Here is a 25,715-nt window from a genome sequence, read left to right as displayed (position 1 = left end):
GATATTCGCGGTTGCGCTTTTCGAAGTTGTGTGCGCTTGACTATTGCGGTGGATCACCAGCGCCAGCGCGTCCTGCGCAAAGGTGCGCGGCGTGTCGCGGTACACGTTGCGCGAGAACTGGTCCAGCACGATGATCTCCGCCAGCCGCCCCTCAGCCGTTGTGCGCCATGCAAACAGCTCACACCGCGCCGCCGCTTCCAGCGTGTCGCCAAACCGCGCGCGAATGGTTTCGTCCAGCGCGGCGTCCTTGGCGAAGTGCTGCTTGGCGGTCAGCTCTTCGAACCAGAAGTGGAGGACGGGTTGGTCGCGCTTGGGCATGATGCTAAGTCTGGTTCCTAAGGAGCCGCAAAGGCCTTTACTTTTTGACTCTTAGGTTTGGGTTTTGACAATCCAAAACGCTCATCCAGCACTGACCAAAATTTTTCAGCAAGCTCCTTCGTACGACGCTCAATCTCCGTAGCAGTCCAGTCGGCTGCATTCAGGAGCGTGTCGTCACACGGTAATTGACTCTCTTTGTACTTTTTTAACTTGGCGCTAGCTGGGGCATTCCCCAGTTCATTGTTGAAAGCGGTTTTCAAAAACCATAGATTGCCAATTGATGCAAATTGGCTGTCCGTCATCGCCTTGGAACTTTGTGGCTCGATATGCTCTATGGACATTTCGGAAGGGTTAATCGCAACGGCTGGGAACATAAGCGCGAAAAGCTTGGTTACAACATATTGCACGTCGCGTTTCTGAGAGCTGTAGCTGTCCGAATATTTGAGTCCTTCAAATTTCGCAAGAAATACTTCTTTTGGTGGCAATTTTGAAGCCAATTTGTCGGCGAATTCCGAAATGACTTTTTGCCGTCTTACGAGCTCCGACACACTTGAGAGGGACTTTGCATGTGATGCATACATTTGTGCCACACCTCCAGATGAGCGAGCATTCATCAAGCTTGTATTTACAAAAGTGAACATCTCAATAATCTGAAAAATCCTCAATACTTCTGCTTTTGACAGTGTCTTCGCATCGTATTTCCGAAGCGCAGTCATCATCAGCGGAAGTGGATGCCTAACGCGGAATTTGATGATTGCTTCCACAGACGACTTTATTTCAAGTTCGTCTGTCCTCCATTTTCTGAGGTTGACCTCATGCAAATCGCGATATACCTCAGAAAAGGTAACCAACTCATCCAAAAGTTTTTTTGCTGCAGGTTTCGTTTTAATCGTCGTCCTAACAGCTTTAAATATTTCTCTCTTTTGGGTAACTGTGTTCGTAGCTAGCCAGTAGTGATATAGAAACCCATCAAGATCGATTCCCTCAATCGAGATTGCCTTGATGTTGTCAGACATGACTGACCAACGCACCTTCACATCGTCGCTGTTCGAATTTTTCTCTCGTAGAAGACGAGCCAAGTGATTTTTAATCAGATCGGCAGTGGCTAGGTCTTTTCCTCGTGTATTCAAAGTTTCAAATACTTGATACGCGTCATCCTCATTGTCCAATTCGACATAAATTAGCTTCAATGACAGCAACGTATCGCGAAGTTCATCTAGGCGTTTTTTGATGCGTATTTTCTTCGTGGCGCTGGTACCGGTTAATGCCGATTCAATTTGGGCTAGCTCGTCTGAAACTTTTGCGCTGAAAAACTGGAATGCAGCTTCAAGAAGAGCTTCCTCCTCGCTCAGCTTTGCAATTTTTGTTTGTGGTTCTGATTTTTGTATTACTGTTTGGAGATAAGGGTACGAAGTTTCTGCTCGTAGTACATAAGTTGGTTCGTTGTTCTTGTTATTACGCTCTATGAAATTTTGAGCACCAGAAGCGCGGTCTTCAAACGAGTGCTGCCGATAGAAATTCCTGATCGTTGCAAGAAGTAGCGTGATGGTCGTTAGGCGCTGTTGTCCGTCGACAATTGCTTTGTATTGGCCTTTTGCAAACGTAACTACTGAGCCAATGAAGTAGTCAGTCTGTTGAGATTGAAAAACGTCATTCCAGAATTCATCCCAATTGTCACGATCCCAAGAATACGGGCGTTGAAATCTGGGAATTTCAAAATAGTGACTTTGAAATATGAATTCGACGTTTCTGTCTTGACACTGGATTTTCACGACGGCCTCCCTATCTTTTTTTTCAACCGCTAGCAGCACAACTGATCAGGTCATTTCCCCCAAGAATCCTTCAACCCCACCGCCAAGTTAAACACCGGCTTGCTGCCTTGCACATGATCCACGCGATCCGCCACAAAGTACCCATGCCGTTCAAACTGAAACTTCTGGTCTGGTGCGGCGTTGGCCAATGAAGGCTCAACAATCGCGGTCACCACTTTCAGGCTGTTGGGGTTCAGGCTCTCAATAAAGTCTTTGCCGCCTGCGTCGGGCTGCGCATCGAGGAACAGGCGGTCGTACATGCGGACTTCGGCGTTGACGCCGTTGGCCACACCGACCCAGGTGATGGCGGCTTTCACCTTCACCAAATCGCTGCCCGGTGTGCCGCTCTTGGTGTCGGGCACCACGGTGGCCAGCACTTCGGTGATGACGCCGTTCGCATCTTTGGTGCAGCCGGTGCATTCGATGACATAGCCGCCCTTCAGGCGCACCTTGTTGCCGGGGAACAAACGCTTGTAGCCCTTGGGGGGCACTTCTTCAAAGTCTTCGCGCTCGATCCACACTTCTTTGCCGATGGTGAAGTGGCGCGTGGGTGATTCGACTCCCTCTGGCGGGTGGGGCAGAGCGGGCTGGGTGCAGGGCTCTAGGTGGCCGGCGCCCATCACTTCGTCCCAATTGGTCAGGATGAGCTTGACGGGGTTGATGACCGCCATGCCGCGGTGGGCCTTGGCTTCCAGGTCTTCGCGCAGGCAGCCTTCCAGCGTGCTGTAGTCAATCCAGCTATCGCTCTTGGTCACGCCAATGCGTTCGGCAAACAGTTGCAGGCTCTCGGGCGTGTAGCCGCGGCGGCGCAGGCCGACGATGGTTGGCATGCGCGGATCGTCCCAGCCGTTGACCTTGTGGTCGTACACCAGTTGCGCCAGCTTGCGCTTGCTGGTGATCACATAGGTGAGGTTCAGGCGGGCAAACTCATACTGGTGCGGGGCGGGCGCAGCCAGCAGGCCACCTTCGCACAGGCGCTCCAGCACCCAGTCGTAGAAAGGCCGTTGGTCTTCAAACTCCAGCGTGCACAGGCTGTGGGTGATCTGCTCCAACGCGTCCTCAATGGGGTGCGCGTAGGTGTACATGGGGTAGATGCACCAGGTGTCGCCCGTGTTGTGGTGCGTGGCGCGGCGGATGCGGTAGATGGCCGGGTCGCGCATGTTGATGTTGGGGCTGGCCATGTCTATCTTGGCGCGCAACACCATGCTGCCGTCTTCATGCTTACCATCGCGCATTTCACGAAAGCGCGCCAGGTTCTCCGCAGGCGTGCGGGCGCGGAAGGGGCTGTCCACACCGGGCTTGCCAAAGTCGCCGCGGTTGATGCGCATTTGCTCCACGGTTTGCTCGTCCACATAGGCGTGGCCCGCTTCAATCAAATATTCCGCCGCGCGGTACATAAAGCCAAAGTAGTCGCTGGCCTGGTAGGCGGCAGCGTCGGGCGCGCCGTTCCAGTCAAAGCCCAGCCACTTCACCGCGTCGATGATGGAGTTCACGTACTCCGTGTCTTCCTTCTCGGGGTTGGTGTCGTCAAAGCGCAGGTGGCACACGCCGCCGTAGTCGCGCGCCAGGCCAAAGTTGATGCAAATGCTCTTGGCGTGGCCAATGTGCAGGTAGCCATTGGGCTCGGGCGGAAAGCGGGTGCGGATCTTGGCGGGGTCGGGCTGGCCAGCGGCGTGGTGGGCGGCGTCGCCGGGGCTGCCAGCCCAGCGGCGGGTGGCGTAGGTGCCGTTAATCAGGTCGTTTTCGATGATCTGGCGCAAAAAGTTGCTGACTTTGGGCGTTTCGGGGGTGTTGGCAGGGGATGCAGGGGTATTGGCGCTCATAAGAACGATTCTAGACGCCACGTATATTTGCACTGCACCACATACACTTGGGCGCAACAGTTTCACTGCACTTTCTTTTTCCAAACACCGCCCCATGGCCTCGTCCCCCGTTGCCTCCAACGCCATTGCCCAACACATGGCGCATTTGTACGAGCAGTCGCCGCTGTTTGTGGCGCTGTTTGACGTCACGGACACCGTGCGGTATGCCAATCCCGCGTTTTGCAGCGTTTTTGGGCTGACCGACTGCGTTGCAATGACGTGGTCTGACCTGATGCGCCTGAGCCACACCACGGGCGTGGGCGCGGCCATCCAGACCGATGATTTCGAGGCTTGGCTCACATCCACCCGCTCGCGCCGGGGCAAGCTGCCGTTTCGCGCGTTCGAGGCGGACCTGACCGATGGCCGCTGGCTCTATATCACCGAGACGGTGGACGAGCGGGGCTGGGGGTTGCACGTGGCGTTTGACATCAGCACCATGCGCGCCGGCGAGCGCGCGCTGCGCCAGGCGCGCGACGGGGCGCTGCGTGCGGCGCAAACCGATGCGCTCACCGGTATCAGCAACCGCGCCCACATATTGCAGCAGCTGGATCTGCGGCTGGAGCAGCTGCGCATGGCAGGCCAGCCCTGCGGCGTGGTGATGCTGGACCTGGACCACTTCAAGCGCGTGAACGACACCCACGGCCACCACGCGGGTGACCTGGTGCTGACGCACTTTGCCCGGCTGGTGGCCAGCACGCTGCGCCGCGAGGACGGCTTTGGCCGCCTGGGGGGCGAGGAGTTCATGCTGCTGTTCCCCAACAGCGATGCGGCGGCGCTCACCCATATCGTGAACCGCGTGCTGGAGATGGTGCGCACCGCCGAGCCGCTGCCCGATGTGCCGGGCTTTGGCTACACCTGCTCGGCCGGCGTGACCATGCTGGATGCGGGGCTGGACGCGAAAGAAAACATTCGCAACGCCGACCGCGCGGTGTACGCAGCCAAGGCCAATGGCCGCAACCGGCTGGAGTGGGCTACTTCGGCAGCGCGCTGATGTCCAGCCACAGGGCTTTGCGGGCCAGGGGCGTGTCGGGCGGCAGCAGCGGGTTGTTCAGTGCAATAGATGTGCGGCCGCGCAGGTTGCAGCGCTTAATGACCTCGCCAAAGCGCTCGTAAAACAGGGCGTCAAAGCTGCCATCGGCAATGGCGCGGTTCAGCCCGGTCTCTATCACCTGGGCCAGCGCAATGTCCTGCTTGTTCACAAAGAAGTAGATGGCGGTGGGGTAGTGCAGCACCAGCTTGTCTTCCACCACCAACTGCTGTTTGCTGGCCTTGTCGGTTTCGTCCCATATTTCCAGCGCGGAGCGCGGGAAGTAGTCAAACCGCCCGGCCTGCAGCATCGCGAACAGGCCCTCATACGCGGTGCTGGTGATCACCTTCAGGCCGTTGCCCCGCAGGATCTCGGTGTCGGGCCAGTCGTGGCCCTGGCCGGCTGCAAACGCGCGCAGGTCGTCTACCCCTTTCACACCCGAGATGACGCCCCGGTTTTGCTCCCGCACAAACGCAATGCGGTAGCCAAACAGGCCTTTGTCGATGGGGATGCGGATGGGTAGCAGCTGCTCTTCGCGGTCTTTGGAGGTCATGCTCCACACCACGTTGATGCCCGAGCCCGTGGCCAGGCGGCCGAGTGCAGCGCCCTGCGGCATGGCGCGGGGGTAGGAGCGCATCTCGTATTCCACCCCCGATTTTTTCAGCGCCAGCTCCAGCAGGCGCACGGGGTATTCCAGGCGGCTATCGGCCTCGGGGATTTCGCGCGAGTAAACGACAGTGAATTTGCCCGCCCACGCGGACGGGGTCAGCAAGGCGGCAGCGCAGGCTGCGGCCAGTAAGGCCAAGGCATGGCCAATGCCTAGGGCCCAGCGGGATTGGGGTGAATCGGTGGACATGGCGTGTCTCCAACAACGTTATTGCAAGCGTCATTTTTTATGCCCACAGCTTGCACCAATCTGCGGCGCAATGCACGTTTTTTTTGGCGGGTATTTTCAGGCCTGGCCGTGGTTCCAGCCGGTGCGCAGCACCAGCTGTTCCAGCGCAAACGCGCCCAGCACCGAGTTGCCTTTGGTGTCCAGCTCGGGCGCCCACACGGCCACGGTGCCAATGCCGGGCGCAATGGCCACAATGCCGCCGCCCACCCCGGTTTTGACCGGTAGGCCTATGCGGTAGGCAAAGTCGCCTGCGGCGTCGTAGGCACCGCAGGTCAGCATCAGGGCGTTCACGCGGCGGGCGTCGTCGGCGGCCAGAAACTGTTCGTCGGGGCTGCCATCGCGGCGCAGGTCGCGGCCGTTGTTGGCCAAAAACATGGTGGCCTGGGCCAACTGGGCGCAGCTCATTTCGGTGGCGCACTGGCGGCAGTAGTTGTCCAGCACCAGCTCGGGGTCGTTCACAAAGTTGCCGTAGCTTTTCATGAAATAGGCCATGGCCATATTGCGGTGCGCGGTGTCGCGCTCGGACCTGGCGATGCGCGCGTTCCAGCTCAGCTCGGGATCGTCGGTCAGGCGGCGCAGGGCGCCTAACAGCGCGTAGTCCAGGTGGGCGTAGCGGGTGGTCAAGATGTCGGTGATGACCAGGGCGCCCGCATTGATGAACGGGTTGCGCGGAATGCCTTTTTCGGTCTCCAGCTGCACCATGGAGTTGAATGCCGCGCCCGACGGCTCGCGCCCCACGCGCTGCCAGAGTTCATCGCCCACGCTTTTCAGCGCCAGCACAAAGGCAAACAGCTTGGTGATGCTTTGCAGCGAGAAAGAAGTGTGTGCATCGCCCACGCTGAAGGTGCTGCCATCTACCAGCGCCACCGCGATGCCAAACTGCCGTGGCGGCACTTCGGCCAGCGCGGGAATGTAGCTGGCCACCCGGCCCTGGCCGAACAGGGCCTGGGCGTCGGTATGGATCTGGTCCAGGATGGCGGGCAGCGCAGAAGCGCTTGCCGCAGGCATAAGGTTTTGCATGGGCGGATTCTAGGAGGCTGGCTGTGGTACATATGCGCAAAACCACAGCAGGTATGCACCATGCACATCAAAGACTTCACCGACACCACCAATCTGGTAATCGAGCTGCGTTACCAAGACCTGCGGGACGCGGAGCGCGATGGCCTGCTGACCCAAACCCAGGTCGACACCCTGTGGCGGCGCTGGAGCCGCGACGCCATGACCCACAGCACCCAGCCGCTGGAGCGCACCGCCGCGCCGGCAGCGGGCCCGGCGTTTGGCTTTGTGAATGTGCTGTATTACTTTGGCGGCCTGGTGGCCATAGGCGCCATGAGCTTGTTCATGACGCTGGGCTTTCAGGCGGTGGGGCCGGTGGCGCTGCTGGGCATTGGCCTGGCGTACCTGATTGCCTGCCTGAAGGTGGCAGACCATTTCAAGGCGCGTGGCTTGTTCGTACCCGCGGGGCTGCTGGCCACGCTGGCGGTGTGTCTGGTGTCGCTGGTGGCCTGGAGCGCACAGAGCGTGGCCGGGCAGTGGCCGCCGGGCGGGCCAGATTCGTTCTCCAGTTACCACACGCGCATTGACTGGCGCTGGCTCACGCTGGAATTTGTCACGTTGGCCGCGGGCGTGGTGATGCTGTGGCGCTATCGCCTGCCGTTCATGGTGATGCCGCTGGCGGTCACGCTCTGGTACATGAGCATGGACATGGCCAATGCGCTGCTGACGGACCACGGCTGGGAGTGGGAGTTCACGCGCGATGTGTCGCTGGTGTTTGGCATAGGCACCGTGGCGTTGGCCCTGTGGGTGGATGTGCGCAGCCGCCTGTCCCGCACGGCGGAATGGCGGCAGGACTTTGCCTTTTGGCTCTACATCTTTGGCACCACCATGTTCTGGAGCGGCCTGAGCCTGAGCGATTCGGGCTCGCCGTGGGGCAAGGCGGTGTACGCGCTGATCAACGTGCTGATGGTGCTGCTGGGTGCGGCCATTGGGCGGCGTGTGTTCACGGTGTTTGGCGCGCTGGGTGTGGCGCTGTACCTGGGCTACCTGTCGCACCAGGTATTCCGCGACAGCCTGCTGTTCCCGCTGGCGCTCACGTTGTTGGGGCTGGGCGTGGTGGCGCTGGGGGTGTGGTGGCAGCGGCACGAGGTGGCCATTGCGGCGCGGCTGGCGCGCTATGTGCCGGCGGGCTTGCAACCACGCAGCTGAAAACAAGCGGGCATAAAAAAAGCGCACTGCAGGCAGTGCGCTTTTTCGTTTCTGGGCAACTTGCGTTGCCCGGAGACTTGCGATGATTAACGAATCACGGCCAGGTCGGTCAGCTTGCCGCCCTTGATGGTCTTCAGAGTCAAAGCGCCGTTCAGGATGTCGCCCTTGGCATCAAAGGAGATGTTGCCTGTCACGCCCTTGAAGTCTTTGGTAGCTGCCAACACGGGCAGGTACTTGGCGGGGTCAGAAGAACCGGCCTTGACCATGGCAGCAACCATGACCTTCACGCCGTCGTACACGTAGGGTGCGTACACTTGAACTTCAGAGCCGAACTTGGCCTTGAACTTGGTCTTGAAGGCTTCCATGCCGACCTTTTGTTGACCTTCCACGCCACCGGCTTCAGCGCAGTAGACTTGGTTGTCAGCAATCGCGTCGCCACCCAGCTTCACCAGTTCGGTGGAGCAGATGCCGTCGCCGCCCATGAACTTGGCGTTGATGCCCAGGGACTTCATTTGACGCAGCATGGGGCCGGCAACGGCGTCCATACCGCCGAAGAACACGACGTCAGCTTTCTTGCCCTTGATGGTGGTCAGGATAGCGGAGAAGTCAGTGGCCTTGTCGGTCGTGAATTCCTTGGCAACCACAGTGCCGCCGGCGGCTTCAACAGCCTTGGCAAACTCTTGTGCAACGCCTTGGCCGTACGCAGTACGGTCGTCGATCACGGCGATGGCTTTGCCCTTCAGTTCTTTCACAGCGTACTTGCCCAGTGTGCCACCCAGTTGGGTGTCATCAGCCACCAGACGGAAGGCTGTCTTGAAGCCTTGGCGGGTGTACTTGGGGTTGGTAGCGGAGGGGGAGATTTGGGGGATACCGGCTTCGGAGTAGATGCTGGAAGCGGGGATGGTGGTACCGGAGTTCAGGTGACCGATCACGCCAGAAACCTTGGCATCAGCCAGCTTTTGAGCAACTGCAGTGCCTTGCTTGGGATCAGCAGCGTCATCTTCAGTCATCAGCTTGATGGTGACTTTTTTGCCGCCAATGGTCACGCCAGCAGCGTTGAGTTCTTCCACGGCCAGGATGGCGCCGTTTTCGTTGTCCTTACCCAAGTGGGCAATCGCACCGCTGGTAGGACCAACGTGGGCAATGGTGACAACCGCGTTTTGAGCGAATGCCAGACCAGTAGACAGAGCGATAGCTGCGGCTGCAACGATTTTCAACTTCATAGAAACTCCAAATTAAAAAAGTGTGAATAAATTTCTCACCGGGGCGAACATTAGCGCAAGTCCTGTGCCATGGGCATAAGGCTTTCACTGATACGAGCCTACTATTCAAATCTCTAATGAGACATGAATTGCATTACTCCCAGAAACGGGAATCGCGCCTGGGCAGGCGTCTTGATTTGGTGCTTCTCCTTCTTATGTGCACGCGCGTAGTGCGCGCTTATTCGAGCAATGTTTGGGCAAAGGCATTGATGGTTGCCACGTCCGGCTGCAGGGCCGTGAATGGAAAACCCTCATGAATCAGGGTGGCGCGCAGGCCGCGGTCTACGTGGCGGGCCTGCTCTTCATCCTGAAAACGGCCGGTGTGCACGTATTTCTTGTCGCCGCGCTCCACCAGGATGTTGATGTTGTTGTGCTGCTTGTACCACTCCAGAATCTGCGCGCGGGTTTTGGCGATGTCGCAGATGTTCTCGGGGTAGTGTTCGTTGTAGTACAGCACCTGGGGCAACGAGCATTCGGTGATGAGGTACTGCACCTGCCCGTCCAGCAGGTTCAGCATCTCGTATTGGCGCTGTGCAATGAAGTACTGGTTCTTCAGTACTTCAAAGTTTTGCTGCCAGACCAGCGACTTGGCGTAGTCGGGGATGGTCTCCACCGTCTTGTGGTGCAGGTTCAGGAACAGGATGATGGCGGAGGAGAACAGCGACTTGTCGCTACCCGGCCCGCCGATGATGTTGATCACCTTGGTGGGGTACAGGCGCATCTTGCTCTCTGGCAAGGTGTTGGGCACTGTGGTGTAGCGAATCGTCATGCCGTGTCTCCTCGGGACGAGGGCCTTACCAGGAATCCGAGCGCATCTGGGATTCCCACAGGCCGCCACTGGCACTGTACACCCCAATCACGCCGTAGCGCTGCTCGCCCTGGGCATCCCATTTCATGGAGCCGGTCACGGGCGCGTAGCCGTCAATCTTGCGCAGCGCGGTCACGATGTCCTTGGGCTTGGCGGATTCGGCACGGCGAATGGCGGCAGCCAGCACGTACATGGCGTCGTAGGTGTAGTGGCCGGCGTAGGCGGGATCGATTTTGTATTTGGCGCGGTACTTGTCCAGGAAGGCGCCACCGGCGGTGAATTCTCGCGCTTCCAGGCTGGGAGAGGTGGCATACAGGCCGCTGACGATGCCGGTGCCTTTGAGCATCAGCGTCGTTTTGATGGTGTCGCCACCCAGCACCCGAATATCGGTGTAGCTGATGGCCTTGAGCGCTTCAAGCAGCGCCAGGACCTGGAAGTCGTTCAGGGTGGACACGACGATTTCCACACCCGCGCTCTTGATCTTGGCGGCGGTTTCTTCGAATTTGGTGGTCTTGTCGTCAAACGACTGCTGCAGCACGATTTCTTTCTTGGCAGCCTTGAGCTGTACGCCCGCACCAGCGGCCAGATCCTTGCCGTAGGGGGTGCCGTCGTCTAGCAGCGCCACCTTGGTACCGCGGAACTGCGAGGCCGAGTAGCTGCCAATGGCCTTGGCCTGCAAATTGTCATTGCCAACCAGCCGGAAGGTGGTGTCAAAGCCCAGTTGCGTGAATTTGGGGTTGGTGCAAATGCAGAGTTCGGCAATGCTCTTGGCCGCGTAGATGGGGGCGGCGGCAATGCTCACGCCCGAGTTCAGGTGGCCAATCACGGCCACCACACCGGCGTCCACCAGCTGCTGGGCCACTTCCTTCCCGGTGTCGGCGTTGGCGCGGTCGTCCACGGCCACTACTTCAAAGGTCACGGACTTGCCCTTGACCTTGTAGCCTTCCTTATTGATTTCTTCCACGGCCATGTTCACACCGTTGAGCAAATCCTGGCCCAACGCAGCCAGGTTGCCGGTGAGGGGCTGTGCCACACCAATCTTGATGACTGATGGGGTCGAGTCGCAGCCCTGCAACAGGGCCGAGGTGAGAACGGCAGACAAGGCCAACAGGCGTACAACGCTGCGGCGCGAGAGATTCAGGTTCATATGATGGGTTCCTGGTAGGACAAGGGGCCGATTGTAGGGAGCAAGCCTAAGCAACCGATATGCCAAGTCCCCGTGGTTTACCCGTAGCGGTGTATGTTCATTCACTTCAAATCCATGCGTAATTTGCATGGATTGGTGCCTACATCGCTTTGAAGCGATGGGCGTAGAGCCGGCTGACAGCGAGTTTTTCGCCTCTGCGGTGCAAGGTTAAGGCCAGGCGGCCCGCCTCGTCACGGGTGACGGTGTCGATGGCCTGGGCCCGCACCACGGTGCCGCGGTGGATTTGCCAGAACACCTGCTCGTCCAGTTGCGGCATCAGCTCCTTGAGCGGGGTGCGCAGCAGGTACTCGTGGCTGGCGGTCAGTACGCGCAGGTACTTGTCGGCGGCTTCGATGAACACTACCTCGTCCAGCGGCACCATGCGGATGCTGCTGCCCACGCTGGCCTGCAGCACGCGCAGCGGCGTGGACGACGCGGGGGCGCTGGCCTCCGCCTCGCGTGCCAGCAAGCCGCGCAACTGGGCCAGGGTGGTATCCAGGTTTGCTGCTGAATTGATAGCAGCTAGCGCAGGTTTGGCAAGGGCTAGCTGCAGTTTTGACACTGTTTTCTGCAGCCGGGCAGCCTGCACGGGCTTGAGTACATAGTCCACCGCCTGGGCTTCAAATGCCTGCACCGCGTACTGGTCATAGGCGGTGACAAACACCAGCGCGGGAAAGGGCTTGGCATCGGCGCCGCAGGGCCAGGCGTCCGCCAGCTCGGCCGCCGCCTCTAGGCCGCTCTGGCCGGGCATCCGGATGTCAAAGAACAGCACGTCGGGCTGCAGCGCCAGTGCGGCTTCCACCGCCGACATGCCATCGCCCACTGTCTTGAGCACCTGCAGTTCGGGCCAGGCGCGTGCCAGCTCGGCCTGCAGGGCCTGGGCCAGCAGTGGCTCGTCTTCGGCAATCAGCGCGGTGGCCTGGCTCATGCTTTGATGGGAAAAGTGATGCGAGCCCGCGTTCCACCTGCGGGAGCAGCTATCAATTCCATAGTGCCTAGCGCGTCAAAGGTGGTCAGCAGGCGGTCGCGCACCTGCTGCAGGCCAAAGCCGTGGCCGGGCCGGGACTGCAGCACCTCGCGCGCGCCCAGGCCGGTGTCGGTCACCTCCAGGCAGAGCAGCCCGCCTTCTTGGGCGGCGCGGATGGCGATGCTGCCGCCTTCCACCTTGGGCTCCAGCCCGTGCTGGATGCTGTTTTCCACCAGCGGCTGCAGCAGCAGCGGCGGTACGGGCTGGGTGCGCAGCGCGTCGGGCAACTCCAGCGTGAACTGCAGGCGCGGCCCCATGCGGATCTTCATGAGCTCCAGGTAATCCTGCAGGCGGGCAAACTCGTCGGTCAGGGTGTGCTGAACGTCGTGTCCGCTGGCGCGTGAGGCGCTCAGCGTGGCCCGCAGGTAGGCAATCATGTGGTCCAGCATGGTCTGGGCGCGCACCGGGTCCACGCCAATCAGGGCGCGCAGGTTAGCCAGGGTGTTGAACAGCATGTGCGGCTCCAGCTGGGTTTCCAGCAGCTTGAGCCGGGCTTCGGCCGCCAGGTGGCGCGCCTCGGTCATCTTGCGCTCCAGGTAGGCGGCCTTGTTCAGGGTGTAGAAGTAATAGGTGCCCGCCGAACCAGCGGTGAGCGTGATCAGGATGCTGTTGCGCAGGTCGATGGCGCGATCGGGGATGGGGTAGCCGGCATACCAGCCAAAGGTGCGGCACAGGGTGTCGGCCAGCAGGTTGCCAATGAAGTAGCCCGCCACAATGCCCACCACCACCAGGGCCATGCCCGACAGTCCGGTAGGCCAACCGGTCTCAGCCGCCGAGGGGAAGAAATGCCGCCCCAGGTCGATGATGGCCCAGATGAACGTGCCAATGGCTAGCGAATACGCCACCAGTGGCACGTAGGGTTTCTCGGGCTGGAACGCGTACTGCAGGGTGGCAATGGCCAGGCTGAAGGCCCAGGTCTGCAGCAGGTGCTGCAGCTTGTTGATCCAGTCCAGGCGCATGGTGGCGTCAGCGCCCGCTCTGGGCGCGCTCGATGCGCTCGCGTTCGCGCTGCACCATGCGTTCGCGCAGGCCGCTACCGCGGCCCAGCACAAACACCGAGATGCCGTGCAACACCAGCCCTATGCCCCAACCCAGCAGCGGGCCCAGCGACCAAGGGCGCGTGCCAAACGCGTACTGCGACATGGAGAAGATCAGCAGGTTGACCAACACGTACATCGTGGCGTGGATGTACCAGCCCAGCTTGGCACCCGCGCGCTTGCGCGCCAGGCGGTCTATCTCTTCAGGGCTCAGGGGGGTGGACATAGTGGCTCGCATTCTAGAAGGTTGGTGGTGTTTACACGGCAGCGGCCTGGCCGTGCCAGGCGGCATCGGTGGCACCGGCCAAACGCCACAGGCGCAGAGCCCGGCCGATCAGCACGCCGCTGCACACGCCGTAGAGGGTGCTCACCACCAGGGCTATGGTGGTGCTGTGTAGCAGGCTGGGGTTGATGGCGTTGGTGATGCCCACCGCGTACTTGGTGCAGAAGATGGTCATCATCAGCGCCAGTGGGGCCCAGGTGCCGGGCAGGGTGAAGGTCTGGCTGGCCAGGTCAAACCGGGTGTTGGGGGCCACGGGGCGGCGCAGCACCAGCAAAGTGGCCACCGCTGCGGCCTTGGCCCAGACCAGCAGCGCCAGGGGCTGGTCGCCAAACACGGTGACCGTGCCATACAGGGACAGAGCCACCAAGGCCAGCGGCATCAGGGTGACGCGACGCAGGGAGGCGGTTTGGGTCAGGGTCTGGCGCAGGCCCAGCCAGGCCAGTGCGACCAGAAGAAACCAGACCCAGGTGGGGGTGCCAGAGAAGATGTGCTGTGCCATGGTGTGTTCCCTTTCAATGCGGTGGCGAGTGAAGACTGGAGCGACTGTGCCGATGGCCCTCCGCCATGCCCAGCGGTTTGCGACGAAATGCGGTTTGGGCGGCGCGAAATGCAGCCACGTGGCGTGGCCGTCACCGCAGCTTCCTAGAATCGGGGCATGAAAAGACAACTGATAGCAACGGGCGCCGTGTTGGCGGTTGCCCTGGCGGGCGGCGGCTGGTGGTGGGTGCAGCAGGGCAATGCCAGCAAGGTGGAGTACCGCACCGCACCGATCGCACGCGGCAGCCTGCAGGCCACGGTGGCGGCCAGCGGCGCGGTCAGTCCGGTGTCGCAGGTGAGTGTGGGTACCCAGGTCAGCGGGCAGATCCGCGACCTGCTGGTGGACTTCAACACCGAGGTAAAGGCTGGCCAGCTGCTGGCCCAGATCGATCCCGAGACCTTTGAATACCGCGTGCGCTCGGCCCAGGCCGATGTGGACGCATCCCGCGCCGCAGTGCTCACCGCCCAGGCCAATGCCCTGGCCGCGCAGACCCAGGTGTCGCGCGCCCAGGTGGACCTGGATGAAGCGAAGCGCACGCACGAACGCAACCTGATGCTGGTGGGCAAGGGCTTCGTCGCCCAGAGCGAGTCCGATAAGTCCAACGCTTTAGTCAATACCAGCACCGAGGCGCTGAAGGCCGTGCAAGCCCAGGTGGGCGTGGCCCAAGCGCAGGTGAAGACCGCCCAGGCCAATGTGGCGCAGCGCGACGCCGCGCTGGCCCAGGCCCGCATTGACCTGGCACGCACGCGCATCACCTCGCCGGTGAACGGCATCGTCATCAAGCGCGCCATCGAGCGTGGCCAGACCGTGGCCAGCAGCCTGCAGGCGCCCGAGCTGTTTGTGATTGCGCAAAACCTGTCGGACATGCAGGTGGAGGCGGCTATTGACGAGAGCGATGTGGGCCGCCTGAAGACGGGGCAAAAGGCCAGCTTCACGGTGGATGCCTTCCCCGGCCAGACCTTTGACGGCGAGATTCGCCAGGTGCGCAAGGCTGCCACCAATGTGGCCAATGTGGTGACCTATGTGGCCATCGTCGGGTTTTCGAATGTGGGCGGCAAGCTGCTGCCGGGCATGACGGCCAATGTGCGCGTGGTGACCGACCAGCGCGAGAGCGTGCTCAGGGTGCCCAACGCCGCGCTGCGCATGCGCATTGCCGGGGTGGAGGCGCCCGCGGCGCCGCAAGGTGCGGCATCTGCCCCCGCGGCGGCTGCAAGTGCACCCGCCGCCGAGGCCCCGGCCGGTGGCCGCCCCGCGGGTGGCCCTGGCACCGAATTCCGCAACCGGCTGGTGACTGAGCTCAAGCTCAACGAAGAACAAACCACGCGTGTGGACGCCATCTACGCCGAGACACGGCCCAAATTTGGAGCGCTGCGCGACCTGCCGGCCGAGGAACGCCCCAAGGCGCGTGACCGCCTGATGGCCGACATCCGCGCCCGCATTGGCGAGGTGCTGACACCGGAGCAGAAGACCCGCTACGGCACGCTAGTGGCCGAGAGTGCAGGCCGCACCTCCACCCGCGGCCGTGTCTATGTGCTGGACGAACAAGGTCAGCCCAAGGCGCTGAATGTGCGCCTGGGCGTGTCGGACGGCAGCAGCACCGAGCTGCTGCTGGGCCCCAATGCCGCCAACGGCGAACTGAAAGAAGGCGCCGAGGTCATCATCGGCATCAAGGCACAGGCCGCGGCCGGTGCCAAGGGCCCCGGCCCGCGCCCTCCGTTCTGAGGCACGGCGCATGACCACTGCCACCGCGCTGATTGCCGCGCGCGAACTCACTAAGACCTACACCATGGGTGACCAGACGGTGCACGCGTTGCGCGGTATGTCGCTGGACATTGCCGAGGGCGAGATGGTGGCCATCATGGGCGCCTCGGGCTCGGGCAAGTCCACGCTCATGAACATCCTGGGCTGCCTGGACCAGCCCAGTACCGGCACCTACTACCTGGCGGGCGAGGCCGTGCAGGCCATGACGGCCGACGCGCTGGCCAGCATCCGCAACCGGCGCATCGGCTTTGTGTTCCAGCAGTTCAACCTGCTGCCGCGCACTAGTGCGCTGGAGAACGTGGAGCTGCCCATGGTCTACGCGGGCGTGCCCGCGGCCCAGCGCCAGCAGCGCGCCCGCGCCGCGCTGGAGCGCGTGGGCCTGGGTCAGCGCAGCAACCACACGCCCGCCGAGCTGTCGGGTGGGCAGCAGCAGCGCGTGGCCATTGCACGCGCGCTGGTGAACAACCCGCAACTCATATTGGCCGACGAACCCACGGGCGCACTCGACTCGCACACCAGCGAAGACATCATGCAGCTGCTGACCGACCTGAACCACCAGGGCATGACGGTGGTGCTGGTCACGCACGAGGCCGACATTGCTGCCTGGGCGCGGCGCCGGCTGGTGTTCAAGGATGGGCTGATGGTGGAAGACGTGCCACAACCCGCACGCGCCGCAGCGGTGGAGGCCAAGCCGCTATGAATCTTTTTGCCGCCCTGCGCAGCGCGCTGCGTTCTCTCTCGGCCAACACGCTGCGCAGCATTCTGACCATGCTGGGCATCATCATTGGTGTGGCCGCCGTCATCACCATGGTGGCGGTGGGCCAAGGCGCGACCAACCGCGTGCAGGAGCAGATGAAGGGGCTGGGCTCCAACATCATGCTGGTGCTGCCCGGCGGTGTGTCGCAGGCCGGGGTGCGCTTGGGCGCACAAACCCGCCAGCGCCTCACCGAGGAAGATGCGCTGGCTATTGCGCTGGAGATTCCCGAGGTGCAGGTGGCCGCACCCACGTCGCGCACCAGCGGGCAGCTGGTGTTTGGCAATAGCAACTGGGGCAGCAGCATCGTAGGCGTGAACAACGACTACCTGGAAGCGCGCGACTGGCCGCTGGCCAGTGGGCGATTGTTTGACGCGGCCGAGCTGTCGGGCTCGGCCAAGGTGGCCTGGATAGGCGCGACCGTGGCGCGCGAGCTGTTTGGCGAGCAGGACCCGGTGGAGCAGGTGATGCGGGTGCGCAATATCCCCATCACCGTAATTGGCGTGCTGGCGCCCAAGGGTCAGAACTCCATGGGGCAGGACCAGGACGACGTGGTGATGATCCCGCTGGGCACGCTACGCAACCGCATCTGGGGCGGCGACGCCACCAGCCGCTTGAAGCGCGTGGGTGCCATCAGCGTGAAGGTGCGCGAAGGCCAGGACATGAAACCCGTGGAAGACAGCATCAAGGACCTGCTGCGCCAGCGCTTCAAGGTGCAGGAGGGCGGTGATGATCCCTTTGTGGTGCGCAACCTGACGGAAATTTTGCAGGCGCAGGAAGAGTCCAGCCGTGTGATGACGCTGCTGCTGGCCGCGGTGGCGGGCATCAGCCTCGTCATTGGCGGCATTGGCATCATGAACATCATGCTGGTCAGCGTGACCGAGCGCACGCGGGAGATCGGGCTGCGCATGGCGGTGGGCGCGCGCGGGCGCGACATCCTGGCGCAGTTCTTGATAGAAGCGGTGACGCTGAGTGTGCTGGGCGGTGCGATTGGCGTGGCGCTGGGTGCGGCGTCTACCTGGGGCGTGGGGCGGTTTGCCGGGTGGCAGGTGTCGCTGAGCTTGTGGGCGGTGCTGCTGGCGGTGGGCTTTTCGGGGTTTGTGGGCGTGTTCTTCGGCTACTACCCGGCGCGGCGCGCTTCCAAACTGTTACCGATTCAAGCGCTTCGCTATGAATAAGTGAGCTGCTCGCGCAGATAATACGGGGGCTAGAGGCCTATTTTGTTGTTAAACCGGGAGAGAACGTTTTGGACATTGCATTGCTGATCAAGGCCGCCATCATGGGCGTGGTCGAGGGGCTGACGGAGTTTTTGCCGATTTCGAGCACGGGGCATTTGATCCTGGCGGGTTCGCTGCTGGGTTTTGACGACGACAAGGCCAAGGTGTTTGACATCGCCATCCAGACCGGCGCCATCTTTGCCGTCATCCTGGTCTACTGGCAAAAAATTCGCGACACGCTGGTGGCCCTGCCCAACCAGAAGCAGGCGCAGCGTTTTGCGCTCAACGTGTTCATCGGCTTTCTGCCCGCCGTGGTGCTGGGTCTGCTGTTTGGCAAGGCCATCAAAGAGCATCTGTTCACCCCTGCCGTGGTGGCCACCACCTTCATCGTGGGCGGCTTCATCATCCTCTGGGCAGAGCGCCGGCAGGCCGCGGGCGGCACCGCAGTGCGCGTGCACAACGTGGACGACATGAGCGCGCTGGACGCGCTGAAGGTAGGCCTGGTGCAGTGCCTGGCCATGGTGCCCGGCACCAGCCGCAGCGGTGCCACCATCATCGGCGGCATGCTGCTGGGCCTGTCGCGCAAGGCAGCCACCGACTTCTCGTTCTTCCTGGCCATTCCCACCCTGATTGGCGCGGGCGTCTACAGCCTGTACAAAGAGCGTGCACTGCTGGCGCTGAGCGATACGCCGCTGTTCGTCGTGGGCCTGGTCACTTCGTTCCTCAGTGCCTGGCTGTGCGTGCGCTGGCTGCTGAAGTTCATCTCCACCCACAGCTTTGTGGGCTTCGCCTACTACCGCATCGTGTTTGGGGTGGTGGTGTTGGTGACTGCTTGGACCGGCTGGGTGACATGGGCGGCCTGACTTTTTTACACCCACTTTTTTAACACCCACTCCCCCAACCCCTCGCCCCGTCGGCGAGGGGAGCCTTAACAGCCATATCTTGTTGTATCGCACCGGCTGCGCGGCTACTGGCGATGCTTTAGATCTGTATCGGCACACCACGGCCCGCGCCTGCGTTGGGGGGGCCTCGGAGAAGTGGGTTGGTCAACGCTGGCGGCTTCGCCCGCCAGTGGCTCCGCGCCTACGCGCTCGAAGTTCCACAACCGTTCACATTGGCTGTGGTGAGAAGTCGCGGTGGAAACCTCTCTGAATTAGTTCCGTATTCGGAGCGCAGCCACCAAATATGGCTGTTAAAAGCTCCCCTCGCCGACGGGGCGAGGGGCTGGGGGAGTGGGTGTTCAAAGAAAGTGGGTGTTAAAAAACCTACCCCCGGTACCCCGCAAAACACTTCACCGCCTCATCCGCCGGCACCGGCTTGCTGAACAGATACCCTTGAAATTCCTCGCACTGCAGGCCGCGCAAAAACTCCAGCTGCTCCACAGTTTCCACGCCCTCCGCAATCACGGTCATGCCAAAGCTGTGCGCCATGGCCACGATGGCGCGGGTGATGGCAGCATCACCGGGGTCCTGCGTGATGTTGCGCACAAAGGCCTGGTCGATTTTTAGCGCGTCCAGCGGGTACTGCTTGAGGTAGGCCAGGCTGGAATAGCCGGTGCCAAAGTCGTCCATCGCCAGCTTCACGCCCAACGCCTTGCAGGCGTGCAGCGTGCTCAGGGTGGAGGCCACGCTCTGCAGTGCCATGCTTTCAGTCACTTCCAGCTCCAGCACTTCGGATGGCAGGCCGGTGTCTTGTAGCACCTGGGCTACGAGCTTGGGCAGATCCTTGGCGGCAAACTGGCGCGCCGACAAATTCACCGCCATCCGAAAACCGCTGTGGCCCTGGGCCAGCCACTGCGCGGCCTGTGTGGCCGCGGTGTGCATCACCCACTGGCCGATTTGCACAATGATGCCGCTCTGTTCCGCCACGGGGATGAACTCGGCTGGCGAGATCCATCCCAGCGTGGGGTGCTGCCAGCGCAGCAGCGCCTCAAAGCCCACCACGGCGCCGGTGGCAATGCGGATCTGGGGCTGGTAGTACACCTGCAGCGCACCCAGGCCCATGGCGTGGTGCAGCTCGTTGTGGATCTGCAGGCTGCGCGCGGCCTGGCGGTTCATGGCCGCGTCGAAGTACAGGTAGGTGCCCGGGCCATTGGGCTTGGCGTGGTGCAGGGCCGATTCGGCATTGAGCAGCAGCGCGTGCGCGCTGTCGGATTGGCCGGGGTACAGGCTGGCGCCCGCGCAGGCTGTGAGGTACAGCGTGTGGCCACTCACCTGGTAGGGCAGGGCCAGGCGGCGCAGCAGTTCGGTGGCGCGCTGGTCCAGCGCGGCTTCGTCGGCCATGCCACCCATGCACAGCGCAAACTGGTCGCCACCGATGCGGCCCACGCCATCGTGCACCGTGGGTTGTGGCCATTCCGCGGAATACAGGTTCAGGCGCTTGCCGACTTCGCGCAGCACCATATCGCCCACACCAGTGCCCAGCGATTCGTTGATCTTGGCAAACCCATCCAGCCCCAGGCACAACAGGGCCACGTTGCTTTGGTGCTCCAGCGCAGTGGTCAGTTGCTGCTCAAACAGGTCACGCCCCGGCAGCGCCGTGAGCGAGTCGATCTGCATGGCGTAGCGGGTTTCGGTCTGCAGGCGCTGGGCGGCTTCCTCTAGGCTGCTGCTGCGCTGCAGCCGGGCCTGCACGGCCTCTAGTAGCTCGTCGCGCCGGCAGGGTTTGGTCAGGTAGTCGTCGGCGCCGATGTTCATGCCCGCGCGCACGTCCGCGCGGTCGGCCTTGGCGGTCAGCATGATGATGGGAATGGTGGCGGTGCGTGCGTCTTCGCGCAGCGCGCGCACCAGGCCAAAGCCATCCATCTCGGGCATCATCACATCGGTCAGCACCAGGTCGGGCCGGTTGGCCTGGGCCTGCGCATAGGCATCGGCACCATTGCGCGCGGCCATCACCTCGTAGCCCTCCAGTTCCAGCATCCACTGCAGGTTCTCGCGCAGCGAGGGTTCGTCTTCGGCGATCAGGATTTTCATGGACTAGTCCTCGGCCGCGCAGCGGCGGGTAGGCAGGGTGACGGTGAAGGTGCTGCCCTGGCCCAGGGTGCTGTGCACCGCGATCTGGCCCAGGTGGCAGGTCACCGCTTCTTTGACAATCGACAGGCCCAGGCCGGTGCCGGCAATCGGCCCCACATTGCTCGCGCGGTGGAAGCTCACAAACAGCTGGGCCTGGTCCGCCTCGGGGATGCCAATGCCTTCGTCCCGCACGGTGAACACCAGCGCGCCGTCCAGCTCCTGTACCGCAAACAGTACCGTGCCGCCCTGGGGCGAGTATTTGACGGCGTTGGACAGCAAGTTGCCCACGATGTTGCGGATCAGCGTGTCGTCCAGCCAATACAGCCGCTCCACCGGCGGCAAGTCCAGGTGCAGTTGCACATGCGTCAATTGGCGCGCCATGGCGCTGCGCATCTCGTCTACCAGCGCATGGCAGAAGGTAGCGATGCCCAACGCATGCGGTTTGAATTCCAGCCGCCCGGCGTCGGTGCGGCCAATCACCAGCACGTTCTCCAGCATGTGGGTCATGCGCTCCACCGCGTCATCGATCTTCTGCAGCGTGAGCAGTTTTTTGTCGGCCGGCATGCGGTCGTTGTAGTGCTGCAGCAGCTCCACCGAGCCGTGGATGGTGGCCAGCGGTGTGCGAAATTCGTGCGAGGCCATGGCGATGAAGCGCGTCTTCATGTCGTTAAGCGCAATCTGCTGTTGTAGCGCCTGGCGTTGGCTTTGCTCGGCCTGCAGGCGTGCCGTGGCGTCCACCACAAACAGCAGGGTCGCGTTGCGCTGGTTCCACTGGATCACAACGGCTGACAGCTCCAGTGCGCGCTCTTCGCCCTGCTGGGTAAGCACGCGAAAGCCGTAGTGCATTTCAACCGCCTCACCCCGCAGGCGACGCTGGTGGCGGTCCAGCACGGAGGGCATGTCGTCGGGGTGGATGGTGGCGGTGAACGGTTGCGACAGCAGGTAGTCCAGCGGGTGGCCCACGATGCGCACCATGCTGGGGTTGGCAAACACCATGCGCCCGTCCTGCACCACCACCACGCCCACGCCGACGTTCTCGATCACCAGGCGGTAGCGCGCCTCGGAGCTGCGCATGGCCTCGATGGCCTGGTAGCGCTCGATGGCGGCGCCCACATGGTTGGCCACAAAACTCAGGATGTCGGCATCGGCCTCGGAGTAACGCACCCCCGCTTCATAGCTCTGCACCACCAGCGCACCGCCCACCTGGCCTTCGATCTTCATGGGCACGCCCAGCCAGGTAGTGAAGCTGAGATCGCCCGTGGCTTCTGTGATCTCGCCACACGCTTGCAACGCAATAAAGCGTTGGGCATCGATCAACTGGGGAACTTCAGTGCGCAGCACAAATTCGGTCATGCCGCGGCTGCGGGGCACACCGTTGAGTTGCATCGTGTCGCCGTCTTTCTCGTCCACGTAGTAGGGAAAGTCGACCGTGTTCTCACTGGGGTGGCACATGCAGACAAAGAAGTTTTTGGCGTATAGCAGTTCCCCCAGCAACTCGTGCACGGCCTTGAGAAAGTCGTAGAACGGCAGCCCGGCCGTGGCCCGCTCGGCAATGCGATAGAACACGCGCTGCAGGGTCTCGGCTTTCTTCTGTTCCTGCGCTTCGCGCTGCAGTTCACGGGTGCGCTGTTCCAGCCACTGGTTGGCCTGAGTGCGCTGCGCCTCCAGTGTGGCCTGCAGCGCGTCGTGTTTTTCCTGCAAGGACTGGAGCTGCTGTTGCAGCAGTGCCAGTTGCGCTTGCGGGGATTGGCTCATGGCGGGTGCGTCAGGGCGCCATGTTGCGCAGCGCTGCCTCGATGGCGGCCGCGGTGGCTAGCGGCTTTTCCATCGGAAACAGGTGGCTGCCGTCCAGCATCATGATGCGACCTTTGGTGACCTTCTCGGTCATGGCCATGCCCACCTGCTTCATCTCGGCCGACTGGTCGCCACCAATGAAGGTGACCGGGCATTTCAGCGGGTGGCGCGCCAGAAGCCGGTCCAGGTTGTCGGGCAGGGTGTTGTAGAAGGCCGTCTCCACCGCGCGGTCAAACGCCAGCACGCGCTTGCCCTCCGCGTCTTCGGCAAAGGCATCCACATAGTCCATGAGCACCTGCGCATCCCATTTGGCAAAGGCTTTTTTGTGCTGGAAATGTTCAAACGCAGTCTGCACGCTGGGCCAGTGGTGGCGGCGCTGGCGACTGACCGCTCCCGGCGAGATGGAGCCCACCAGCTGCGTGGTTTTGGCCAATCCCAGCACCTGCGAGCGCCAGCCGCCCAAGATGGGCGAATCAATCAGCACCACGCCCTTGGCCAGCTCGGGGTGGCGGGCTGCGGCCATGAGGCTCAGAAACCCACCCAGCGAATGGCCCACCAGCCAGACCGGCTCGCCCACTTTGTCCACCACGCGCGCGGCGTACTCCACCAGCTGCTGCACCACATGGGGCCAGTTGTCGGTGACGGGGAAGCGCGGGTCGTGGCCATATTTGTCGATGGCTTTTACGGCATAGCCGCGTGCGCGCAGGCTTTTGAACAGCACCTTGTAGGTGCTGGCGGGGAAGCTGTTGGCGTGGGAGAAAACGATGGTGGACATCAAGAACCGGACTAGATCAGTTTTTCGTCGGGCGTGGTGATTTTCTTGAGCGGCAGGCTGCGGGTGCTGGGAATCAACAATGGCACCTCGGTCTGGCCGCCATTCCACATCGGGTCTTCAATGCTGTCAAACACCTCGCGCAGCTTCTGGCCCCAGCTGTTGTGCAGCATTTTGAAATAGGGGTTGTTTTCGTCAATGCAGACCACCTTGTCGGTCTGGTAGCTGTTGGCCTCGTACACCACCAGGTCCAGCGGCAAGCCCACCGACAGGTTGGACTTGAGCGTGGAGTCCATGGACACCAGCGCGCACTTGGCGGCTTCGTCCAGCGGGGTCTGGGGCGTGATCACGCGGTCCAGCACTGGCTTGCCGTACTTGGATTCGCCAACTTGGAAGTAGGGTGTCTCGGGCGTGGCTTCGATGAAGTTGCCGGCCGAATAGACCTGGAACAGGCGCATGCCTTCGCCCTGGATCTGGCCGCCAAAAATCAGCGACACATTGAAGTCCACACCAGCATTTTTGAGCGCCGGGCCATCGCGCTCCTGCACTTTCCGGATGGCCGAACCGAGCACGCGCGCGGCGTCAAACATGCTGCGTGCGTTCCAGATGGTGGTGCCTTCATCGGCCTCATGGTCCTTAAGCCGTTCGATCTGCAAAATCTCGCGCACTGACTGCGAAATGCTGAGGTTGCCCGCCGAGAGCAAGACCATAAAGCGGTCATTGGGCTTCTCGTACACGATCATCTTGCGGAAGGTGCTGATCTGGTCGAGTCCTGCGTTCGTGCGCGAGTCGGAGAGGAACACCAGTCCGGCGTTGAGTTTGATGGCGACGCAGTAAGTCATTTTCAGGTTCGTGATCTGGCAAAGCCTAGAGTGTATCGGGGGTGTGTTGGCTGCTGTGGGGCAGTCTTCCCCGCGCAGGGGCAGGCGTATGAGCGCCAGCCGAATACCCAATACCCGCCTCGCCCGAGGTCTCCCACTGCTTTATGCATCAGGGTTTGGGATCGAAGCGCTGTTCTTGCCCGACTTCTTCACCTGGTACATGGCGCTGTCGGCCTGTTTCATCATGGTTTCGACCGAATCTGCATGGTCGGGAAACACGGCAATCCCGATGCTGGCGCTGACCTGCAAGGCCTGGCCCTGGTAGACCATGGGGTGGGCAATGGCCTGCACCAGCTTGTCGGCCACTGCAGCGGCGTCTTCCGCGGTGGTTAGGCCGCCCAACAACACCATGAATTCGTCGCCGCCCTGGCGCGACGCGGAATCCACGGCGCGTATGGTGCTCAGCATGCGCTGCGCCACTGTGGTGAGCACAAAGTCGCCTGCGTCGTGGCCGTGGGTGTCATTGACAGCCTTGAAGCCATCCAGGTCGATGAACAACAATGCTGCACGGCTTTGGTCGCGCCGCGCCCGCTGGATCGCATGGTTTAGCCGGTCGCGTGCCAAGTGTGGCAAGGACAGGCCGGTGAGGCCATCGTGCGTGGCCTGGTGGGTGATCAAGGCATGCTGCTCGCGGATGGTATCCATGAGGGCGGCGTGAGAGGCACTGTAGATGCTCAAGCCGTAACTCACCGCGGCGGTCACGATGCCGGTGGCACCGATCACGGCAATCCACGCCTGCGGCTGGCGGATGAAGTCATTCGTATCGATGGAAAGCACCAAGGCACCCCGGACATAGGCCCAGGCAAAGCCCGTTAGCACCAGCAATTCCAACGCGATGACGAGCGCCCCGATACGCCCTCTGAAGAACATGGTGGTACTGATGCAGCTGGCAATGATCCAAGCGATGCCGGCGCCATAAAAACCAAGGGCGTGCAGCGCCGGCAGGCCCACACCCAGGGGCAGAACGCTGGCCAGTACGGCCTTCACGTTGGCGGACAGGTGGCGGCGGTACAGGGCGACGAGGAAGACAAGAATCGCTATGGCGGTGTGCAAGGCATACAGCGGCTGCCAGCCGGTGATCAGGACACGCACAAGCGAGGTCGGTATGCCCAGCACCGCGAGCACCAGCATGCCTTTCCACATCCTGTCGGCCAATTGGTCCCGCACGGCAGCCTCGCTGATTTCCAGTACCGGTGCGAGAGACGGTTGAGGCATGGTTGGCGCTTTCAGGGGTGAAGCAAGTAGTTGGACGACTCGGGTAGGTAG

Annotated in this window: 22 protein-coding genes and 1 pseudogene; 6 read left to right on the top strand and 17 right to left on the bottom strand. The window is 61.9% G+C overall.

From position 1 onward, the window contains the following. Positions 1-15: 15 nt before the first annotated feature. From AC1DZ5_RS18515 to AC1DZ5_RS18505, 3 genes and pseudogenes are all read right to left on the bottom strand, one after another. Positions 16-318 (bottom strand): annotated as a pseudogene (locus AC1DZ5_RS18515) (DUF924 family protein); the annotation flags it as partial. Between the two features lie 17 nt (positions 319-335). After that, complete coding sequence (locus AC1DZ5_RS18510) at positions 336-2,129, bottom strand: DUF262 domain-containing protein (RefSeq protein WP_477891751.1); 1,794 nt, start codon at positions 2,127-2,129, stop codon at positions 336-338. A gap of 11 nt (positions 2,130-2,140) precedes the next feature. Next, positions 2,141-3,952 carry a glutamine--tRNA ligase/YqeY domain fusion protein gene (locus AC1DZ5_RS18505; protein ID WP_477891749.1) on the bottom strand — a complete coding sequence of 604 codons (1,812 nt, stop codon included), beginning with the start codon at positions 3,950-3,952 and terminating at the stop codon, positions 2,141-2,143. A gap of 94 nt (positions 3,953-4,046) precedes the next feature. Here AC1DZ5_RS18505 and AC1DZ5_RS18500 point away from each other — a divergent pair, with 94 nt between their 5' ends. Beyond that, a complete protein-coding gene (locus AC1DZ5_RS18500; RefSeq protein ID WP_477891747.1) occupies positions 4,047-4,982 on the top strand; it encodes a diguanylate cyclase domain-containing protein in 936 nt (311 codons plus the stop codon). Here AC1DZ5_RS18500 and AC1DZ5_RS18495 read toward each other — a convergent pair. Beyond that, positions 4,963-5,874 (bottom strand): substrate-binding periplasmic protein, encoded by a 912-nt coding sequence (locus AC1DZ5_RS18495; protein ID WP_477891745.1) that lies wholly within the window; start codon positions 5,872-5,874, stop codon positions 4,963-4,965. The genes AC1DZ5_RS18500 and AC1DZ5_RS18495 overlap by 20 nt on opposite strands. Positions 5,875-5,970: 96 nt before the next feature. Beyond that, a complete protein-coding gene (locus AC1DZ5_RS18490; protein ID WP_477891743.1) occupies positions 5,971-6,933 on the bottom strand; it encodes a glutaminase in 963 nt (320 codons plus the stop codon). Between the two features lie 60 nt (positions 6,934-6,993). Here AC1DZ5_RS18490 and AC1DZ5_RS18485 point away from each other — a divergent pair, with 60 nt between their 5' ends. Further along, entirely contained in the window at positions 6,994-8,118 is a 1,125-nt protein-coding gene (locus AC1DZ5_RS18485) for a DUF2157 domain-containing protein (RefSeq protein WP_477891741.1), read from the top strand. A gap of 86 nt (positions 8,119-8,204) precedes the next feature. Here AC1DZ5_RS18485 and AC1DZ5_RS18480 read toward each other — a convergent pair whose 3' ends face one another. The 7 genes from AC1DZ5_RS18480 to AC1DZ5_RS18450 form a co-directional block, all read right to left on the bottom strand. Beyond that, positions 8,205-9,341 carry a branched-chain amino acid ABC transporter substrate-binding protein gene (locus AC1DZ5_RS18480; RefSeq protein WP_477891739.1) on the bottom strand — a complete coding sequence of 379 codons (1,137 nt, stop codon included), beginning with the start codon at positions 9,339-9,341 and terminating at the stop codon, positions 8,205-8,207. Between the two features lie 217 nt (positions 9,342-9,558). Continuing rightward, complete coding sequence (locus AC1DZ5_RS18475; RefSeq protein WP_477891737.1) at positions 9,559-10,149, bottom strand: hypothetical protein; 591 nt, start codon at positions 10,147-10,149, stop codon at positions 9,559-9,561. 25 nt (positions 10,150-10,174) lie between these two features. Further along, positions 10,175-11,335, bottom strand: a complete 1,161-nt coding sequence (locus tag AC1DZ5_RS18470; RefSeq protein WP_477891735.1) for a branched-chain amino acid ABC transporter substrate-binding protein — start codon at positions 11,333-11,335, stop codon at positions 10,175-10,177. A 139-nt stretch (positions 11,336-11,474) separates the two neighbouring features. Further along, on the bottom strand, positions 11,475-12,302 hold the full coding sequence (locus AC1DZ5_RS18465; RefSeq protein WP_477891733.1) for a LytR/AlgR family response regulator transcription factor: 828 nt from the start codon (positions 12,300-12,302) through the stop codon (positions 11,475-11,477). Continuing rightward, positions 12,299-13,360, bottom strand: a complete 1,062-nt coding sequence (locus tag AC1DZ5_RS18460; protein ID WP_477891731.1) for a sensor histidine kinase — start codon at positions 13,358-13,360, stop codon at positions 12,299-12,301. The genes AC1DZ5_RS18465 and AC1DZ5_RS18460 overlap by 4 nt, the downstream gene beginning before the upstream one ends. 7 nt (positions 13,361-13,367) lie before the next feature. Further along, positions 13,368-13,664: a 2TM domain-containing protein gene (locus AC1DZ5_RS18455; RefSeq protein WP_477891729.1), complete on the bottom strand. Its 297-nt coding sequence runs from the start codon at positions 13,662-13,664 to the stop codon at positions 13,368-13,370. Between the two features lie 31 nt (positions 13,665-13,695). Next, positions 13,696-14,220 carry a DUF6622 family protein gene (locus AC1DZ5_RS18450; protein ID WP_477891727.1) on the bottom strand — a complete coding sequence of 175 codons (525 nt, stop codon included), beginning with the start codon at positions 14,218-14,220 and terminating at the stop codon, positions 13,696-13,698. Positions 14,221-14,376: 156 nt separating this feature from the next. On the opposite strand from AC1DZ5_RS18450, the gene AC1DZ5_RS18445 reads away from it, so the two are divergent. The 4 genes from AC1DZ5_RS18445 to AC1DZ5_RS18430 all read left to right on the top strand — a co-directional run bounded on the left by AC1DZ5_RS18445 (position 14,377) and on the right by AC1DZ5_RS18430 (position 18,854). Then, positions 14,377-15,981, top strand: coding sequence for an efflux RND transporter periplasmic adaptor subunit (locus tag AC1DZ5_RS18445; RefSeq protein WP_477891725.1), 1,605 nt, complete (start codon positions 14,377-14,379; stop codon positions 15,979-15,981). Between the two features lie 10 nt (positions 15,982-15,991). Beyond that, positions 15,992-16,720: an ABC transporter ATP-binding protein gene (locus AC1DZ5_RS18440; RefSeq protein WP_477891723.1), complete on the top strand. Its 729-nt coding sequence runs from the start codon at positions 15,992-15,994 to the stop codon at positions 16,718-16,720. Beyond that, positions 16,717-17,952 (top strand): ABC transporter permease, encoded by a 1,236-nt coding sequence (locus AC1DZ5_RS18435; RefSeq protein WP_477891721.1) that lies wholly within the window; start codon positions 16,717-16,719, stop codon positions 17,950-17,952. Before AC1DZ5_RS18440 ends, AC1DZ5_RS18435 begins: the two co-directional genes overlap by 4 nt. A 68-nt stretch (positions 17,953-18,020) precedes the next feature. Beyond that, entirely contained in the window at positions 18,021-18,854 is an 834-nt protein-coding gene (locus tag AC1DZ5_RS18430) for an undecaprenyl-diphosphate phosphatase (protein ID WP_477891719.1), read from the top strand. A gap of 402 nt (positions 18,855-19,256) precedes the next feature. On the opposite strand, the gene AC1DZ5_RS18425 is transcribed toward AC1DZ5_RS18430, so the two are convergent. The 5 genes from AC1DZ5_RS18425 to AC1DZ5_RS18405 all read right to left on the bottom strand — a co-directional run bounded on the left by AC1DZ5_RS18425 (position 19,257) and on the right by AC1DZ5_RS18405 (position 25,664). Then, entirely contained in the window at positions 19,257-20,963 is a 1,707-nt protein-coding gene (locus AC1DZ5_RS18425) for a putative bifunctional diguanylate cyclase/phosphodiesterase (RefSeq protein ID WP_477891717.1), read from the bottom strand. 3 nt (positions 20,964-20,966) lie between these two features. Then, positions 20,967-22,757, bottom strand: a complete 1,791-nt coding sequence (locus AC1DZ5_RS18420; RefSeq protein ID WP_477891715.1) for a sensor histidine kinase — start codon at positions 22,755-22,757, stop codon at positions 20,967-20,969. Positions 22,758-22,767: 10 nt separating this feature from the next. Further along, positions 22,768-23,571, bottom strand: a complete 804-nt coding sequence (locus AC1DZ5_RS18415) for an alpha/beta hydrolase (protein WP_477891713.1) — start codon at positions 23,569-23,571, stop codon at positions 22,768-22,770. A gap of 11 nt (positions 23,572-23,582) precedes the next feature. Then, positions 23,583-24,410 (bottom strand): proteasome-type protease, encoded by an 828-nt coding sequence (locus tag AC1DZ5_RS18410; RefSeq protein WP_477891711.1) that lies wholly within the window; start codon positions 24,408-24,410, stop codon positions 23,583-23,585. A gap of 141 nt (positions 24,411-24,551) precedes the next feature. Further along, complete coding sequence (locus AC1DZ5_RS18405) at positions 24,552-25,664, bottom strand: diguanylate cyclase domain-containing protein (RefSeq protein ID WP_477891709.1); 1,113 nt, start codon at positions 25,662-25,664, stop codon at positions 24,552-24,554. Positions 25,665-25,715 lie beyond the last annotated feature (51 nt).

The sequence above is a fragment of the Rhodoferax sp. P1_F3 genome (assembly GCF_056405715.1).
Note: the sequence above shows the minus strand (reverse complement) of the source record. Positions and strands in the feature narration are given on the sequence as shown.

Excerpts from the sequence above, each read along its gene's own strand:
- AC1DZ5_RS18420 (WP_477891715.1), bottom strand. The coding sequence starts at position 22,757 with ATGAGCCAATCCCCGCAAGCGCAACTGGCACTGCTGCAACAGCAGCTC.
- AC1DZ5_RS18495 (WP_477891745.1), bottom strand. The coding sequence starts at position 5,874 with ATGTCCACCGATTCACCCCAATCCCGCTGGGCCCTAGGCATTGGCCAT.
- AC1DZ5_RS18480 (WP_477891739.1), bottom strand. The coding sequence starts at position 9,341 with ATGAAGTTGAAAATCGTTGCAGCCGCAGCTATCGCTCTGTCTACTGGT.
- AC1DZ5_RS18470 (WP_477891735.1), bottom strand. The coding sequence starts at position 11,335 with ATGAACCTGAATCTCTCGCGCCGCAGCGTTGTACGCCTGTTGGCCTTG.
- AC1DZ5_RS18435 (WP_477891721.1), top strand. The coding sequence starts at position 16,717 with ATGAATCTTTTTGCCGCCCTGCGCAGCGCGCTGCGTTCTCTCTCGGCC.
- AC1DZ5_RS18465 (WP_477891733.1), bottom strand. The coding sequence starts at position 12,302 with ATGAGCCAGGCCACCGCGCTGATTGCCGAAGACGAGCCACTGCTGGCC.
- AC1DZ5_RS18490 (WP_477891743.1), bottom strand. The coding sequence starts at position 6,933 with ATGCAAAACCTTATGCCTGCGGCAAGCGCTTCTGCGCTGCCCGCCATC.
- AC1DZ5_RS18415 (WP_477891713.1), bottom strand. The coding sequence starts at position 23,571 with ATGTCCACCATCGTTTTCTCCCACGCCAACAGCTTCCCCGCCAGCACC.
- AC1DZ5_RS18455 (WP_477891729.1), bottom strand. The coding sequence starts at position 13,664 with ATGTCCACCCCCCTGAGCCCTGAAGAGATAGACCGCCTGGCGCGCAAG.
- AC1DZ5_RS18445 (WP_477891725.1), top strand. The coding sequence starts at position 14,377 with ATGAAAAGACAACTGATAGCAACGGGCGCCGTGTTGGCGGTTGCCCTG.
- AC1DZ5_RS18460 (WP_477891731.1), bottom strand. The coding sequence starts at position 13,360 with ATGCGCCTGGACTGGATCAACAAGCTGCAGCACCTGCTGCAGACCTGG.
- AC1DZ5_RS18500 (WP_477891747.1), top strand. The coding sequence starts at position 4,047 with ATGGCCTCGTCCCCCGTTGCCTCCAACGCCATTGCCCAACACATGGCG.
- AC1DZ5_RS18475 (WP_477891737.1), bottom strand. The coding sequence starts at position 10,149 with ATGACGATTCGCTACACCACAGTGCCCAACACCTTGCCAGAGAGCAAG.
- AC1DZ5_RS18505 (WP_477891749.1), bottom strand. The coding sequence starts at position 3,952 with ATGAGCGCCAATACCCCTGCATCCCCTGCCAACACCCCCGAAACGCCC.
- AC1DZ5_RS18450 (WP_477891727.1), bottom strand. The coding sequence starts at position 14,220 with ATGGCACAGCACATCTTCTCTGGCACCCCCACCTGGGTCTGGTTTCTT.
- AC1DZ5_RS18410 (WP_477891711.1), bottom strand. The coding sequence starts at position 24,410 with ATGACTTACTGCGTCGCCATCAAACTCAACGCCGGACTGGTGTTCCTC.
- AC1DZ5_RS18440 (WP_477891723.1), top strand. The coding sequence starts at position 15,992 with ATGACCACTGCCACCGCGCTGATTGCCGCGCGCGAACTCACTAAGACC.
- AC1DZ5_RS18425 (WP_477891717.1), bottom strand. The coding sequence starts at position 20,963 with ATGAAAATCCTGATCGCCGAAGACGAACCCTCGCTGCGCGAGAACCTG.
- AC1DZ5_RS18405 (WP_477891709.1), bottom strand. The coding sequence starts at position 25,664 with ATGCCTCAACCGTCTCTCGCACCGGTACTGGAAATCAGCGAGGCTGCC.
- AC1DZ5_RS18485 (WP_477891741.1), top strand. The coding sequence starts at position 6,994 with ATGCACATCAAAGACTTCACCGACACCACCAATCTGGTAATCGAGCTG.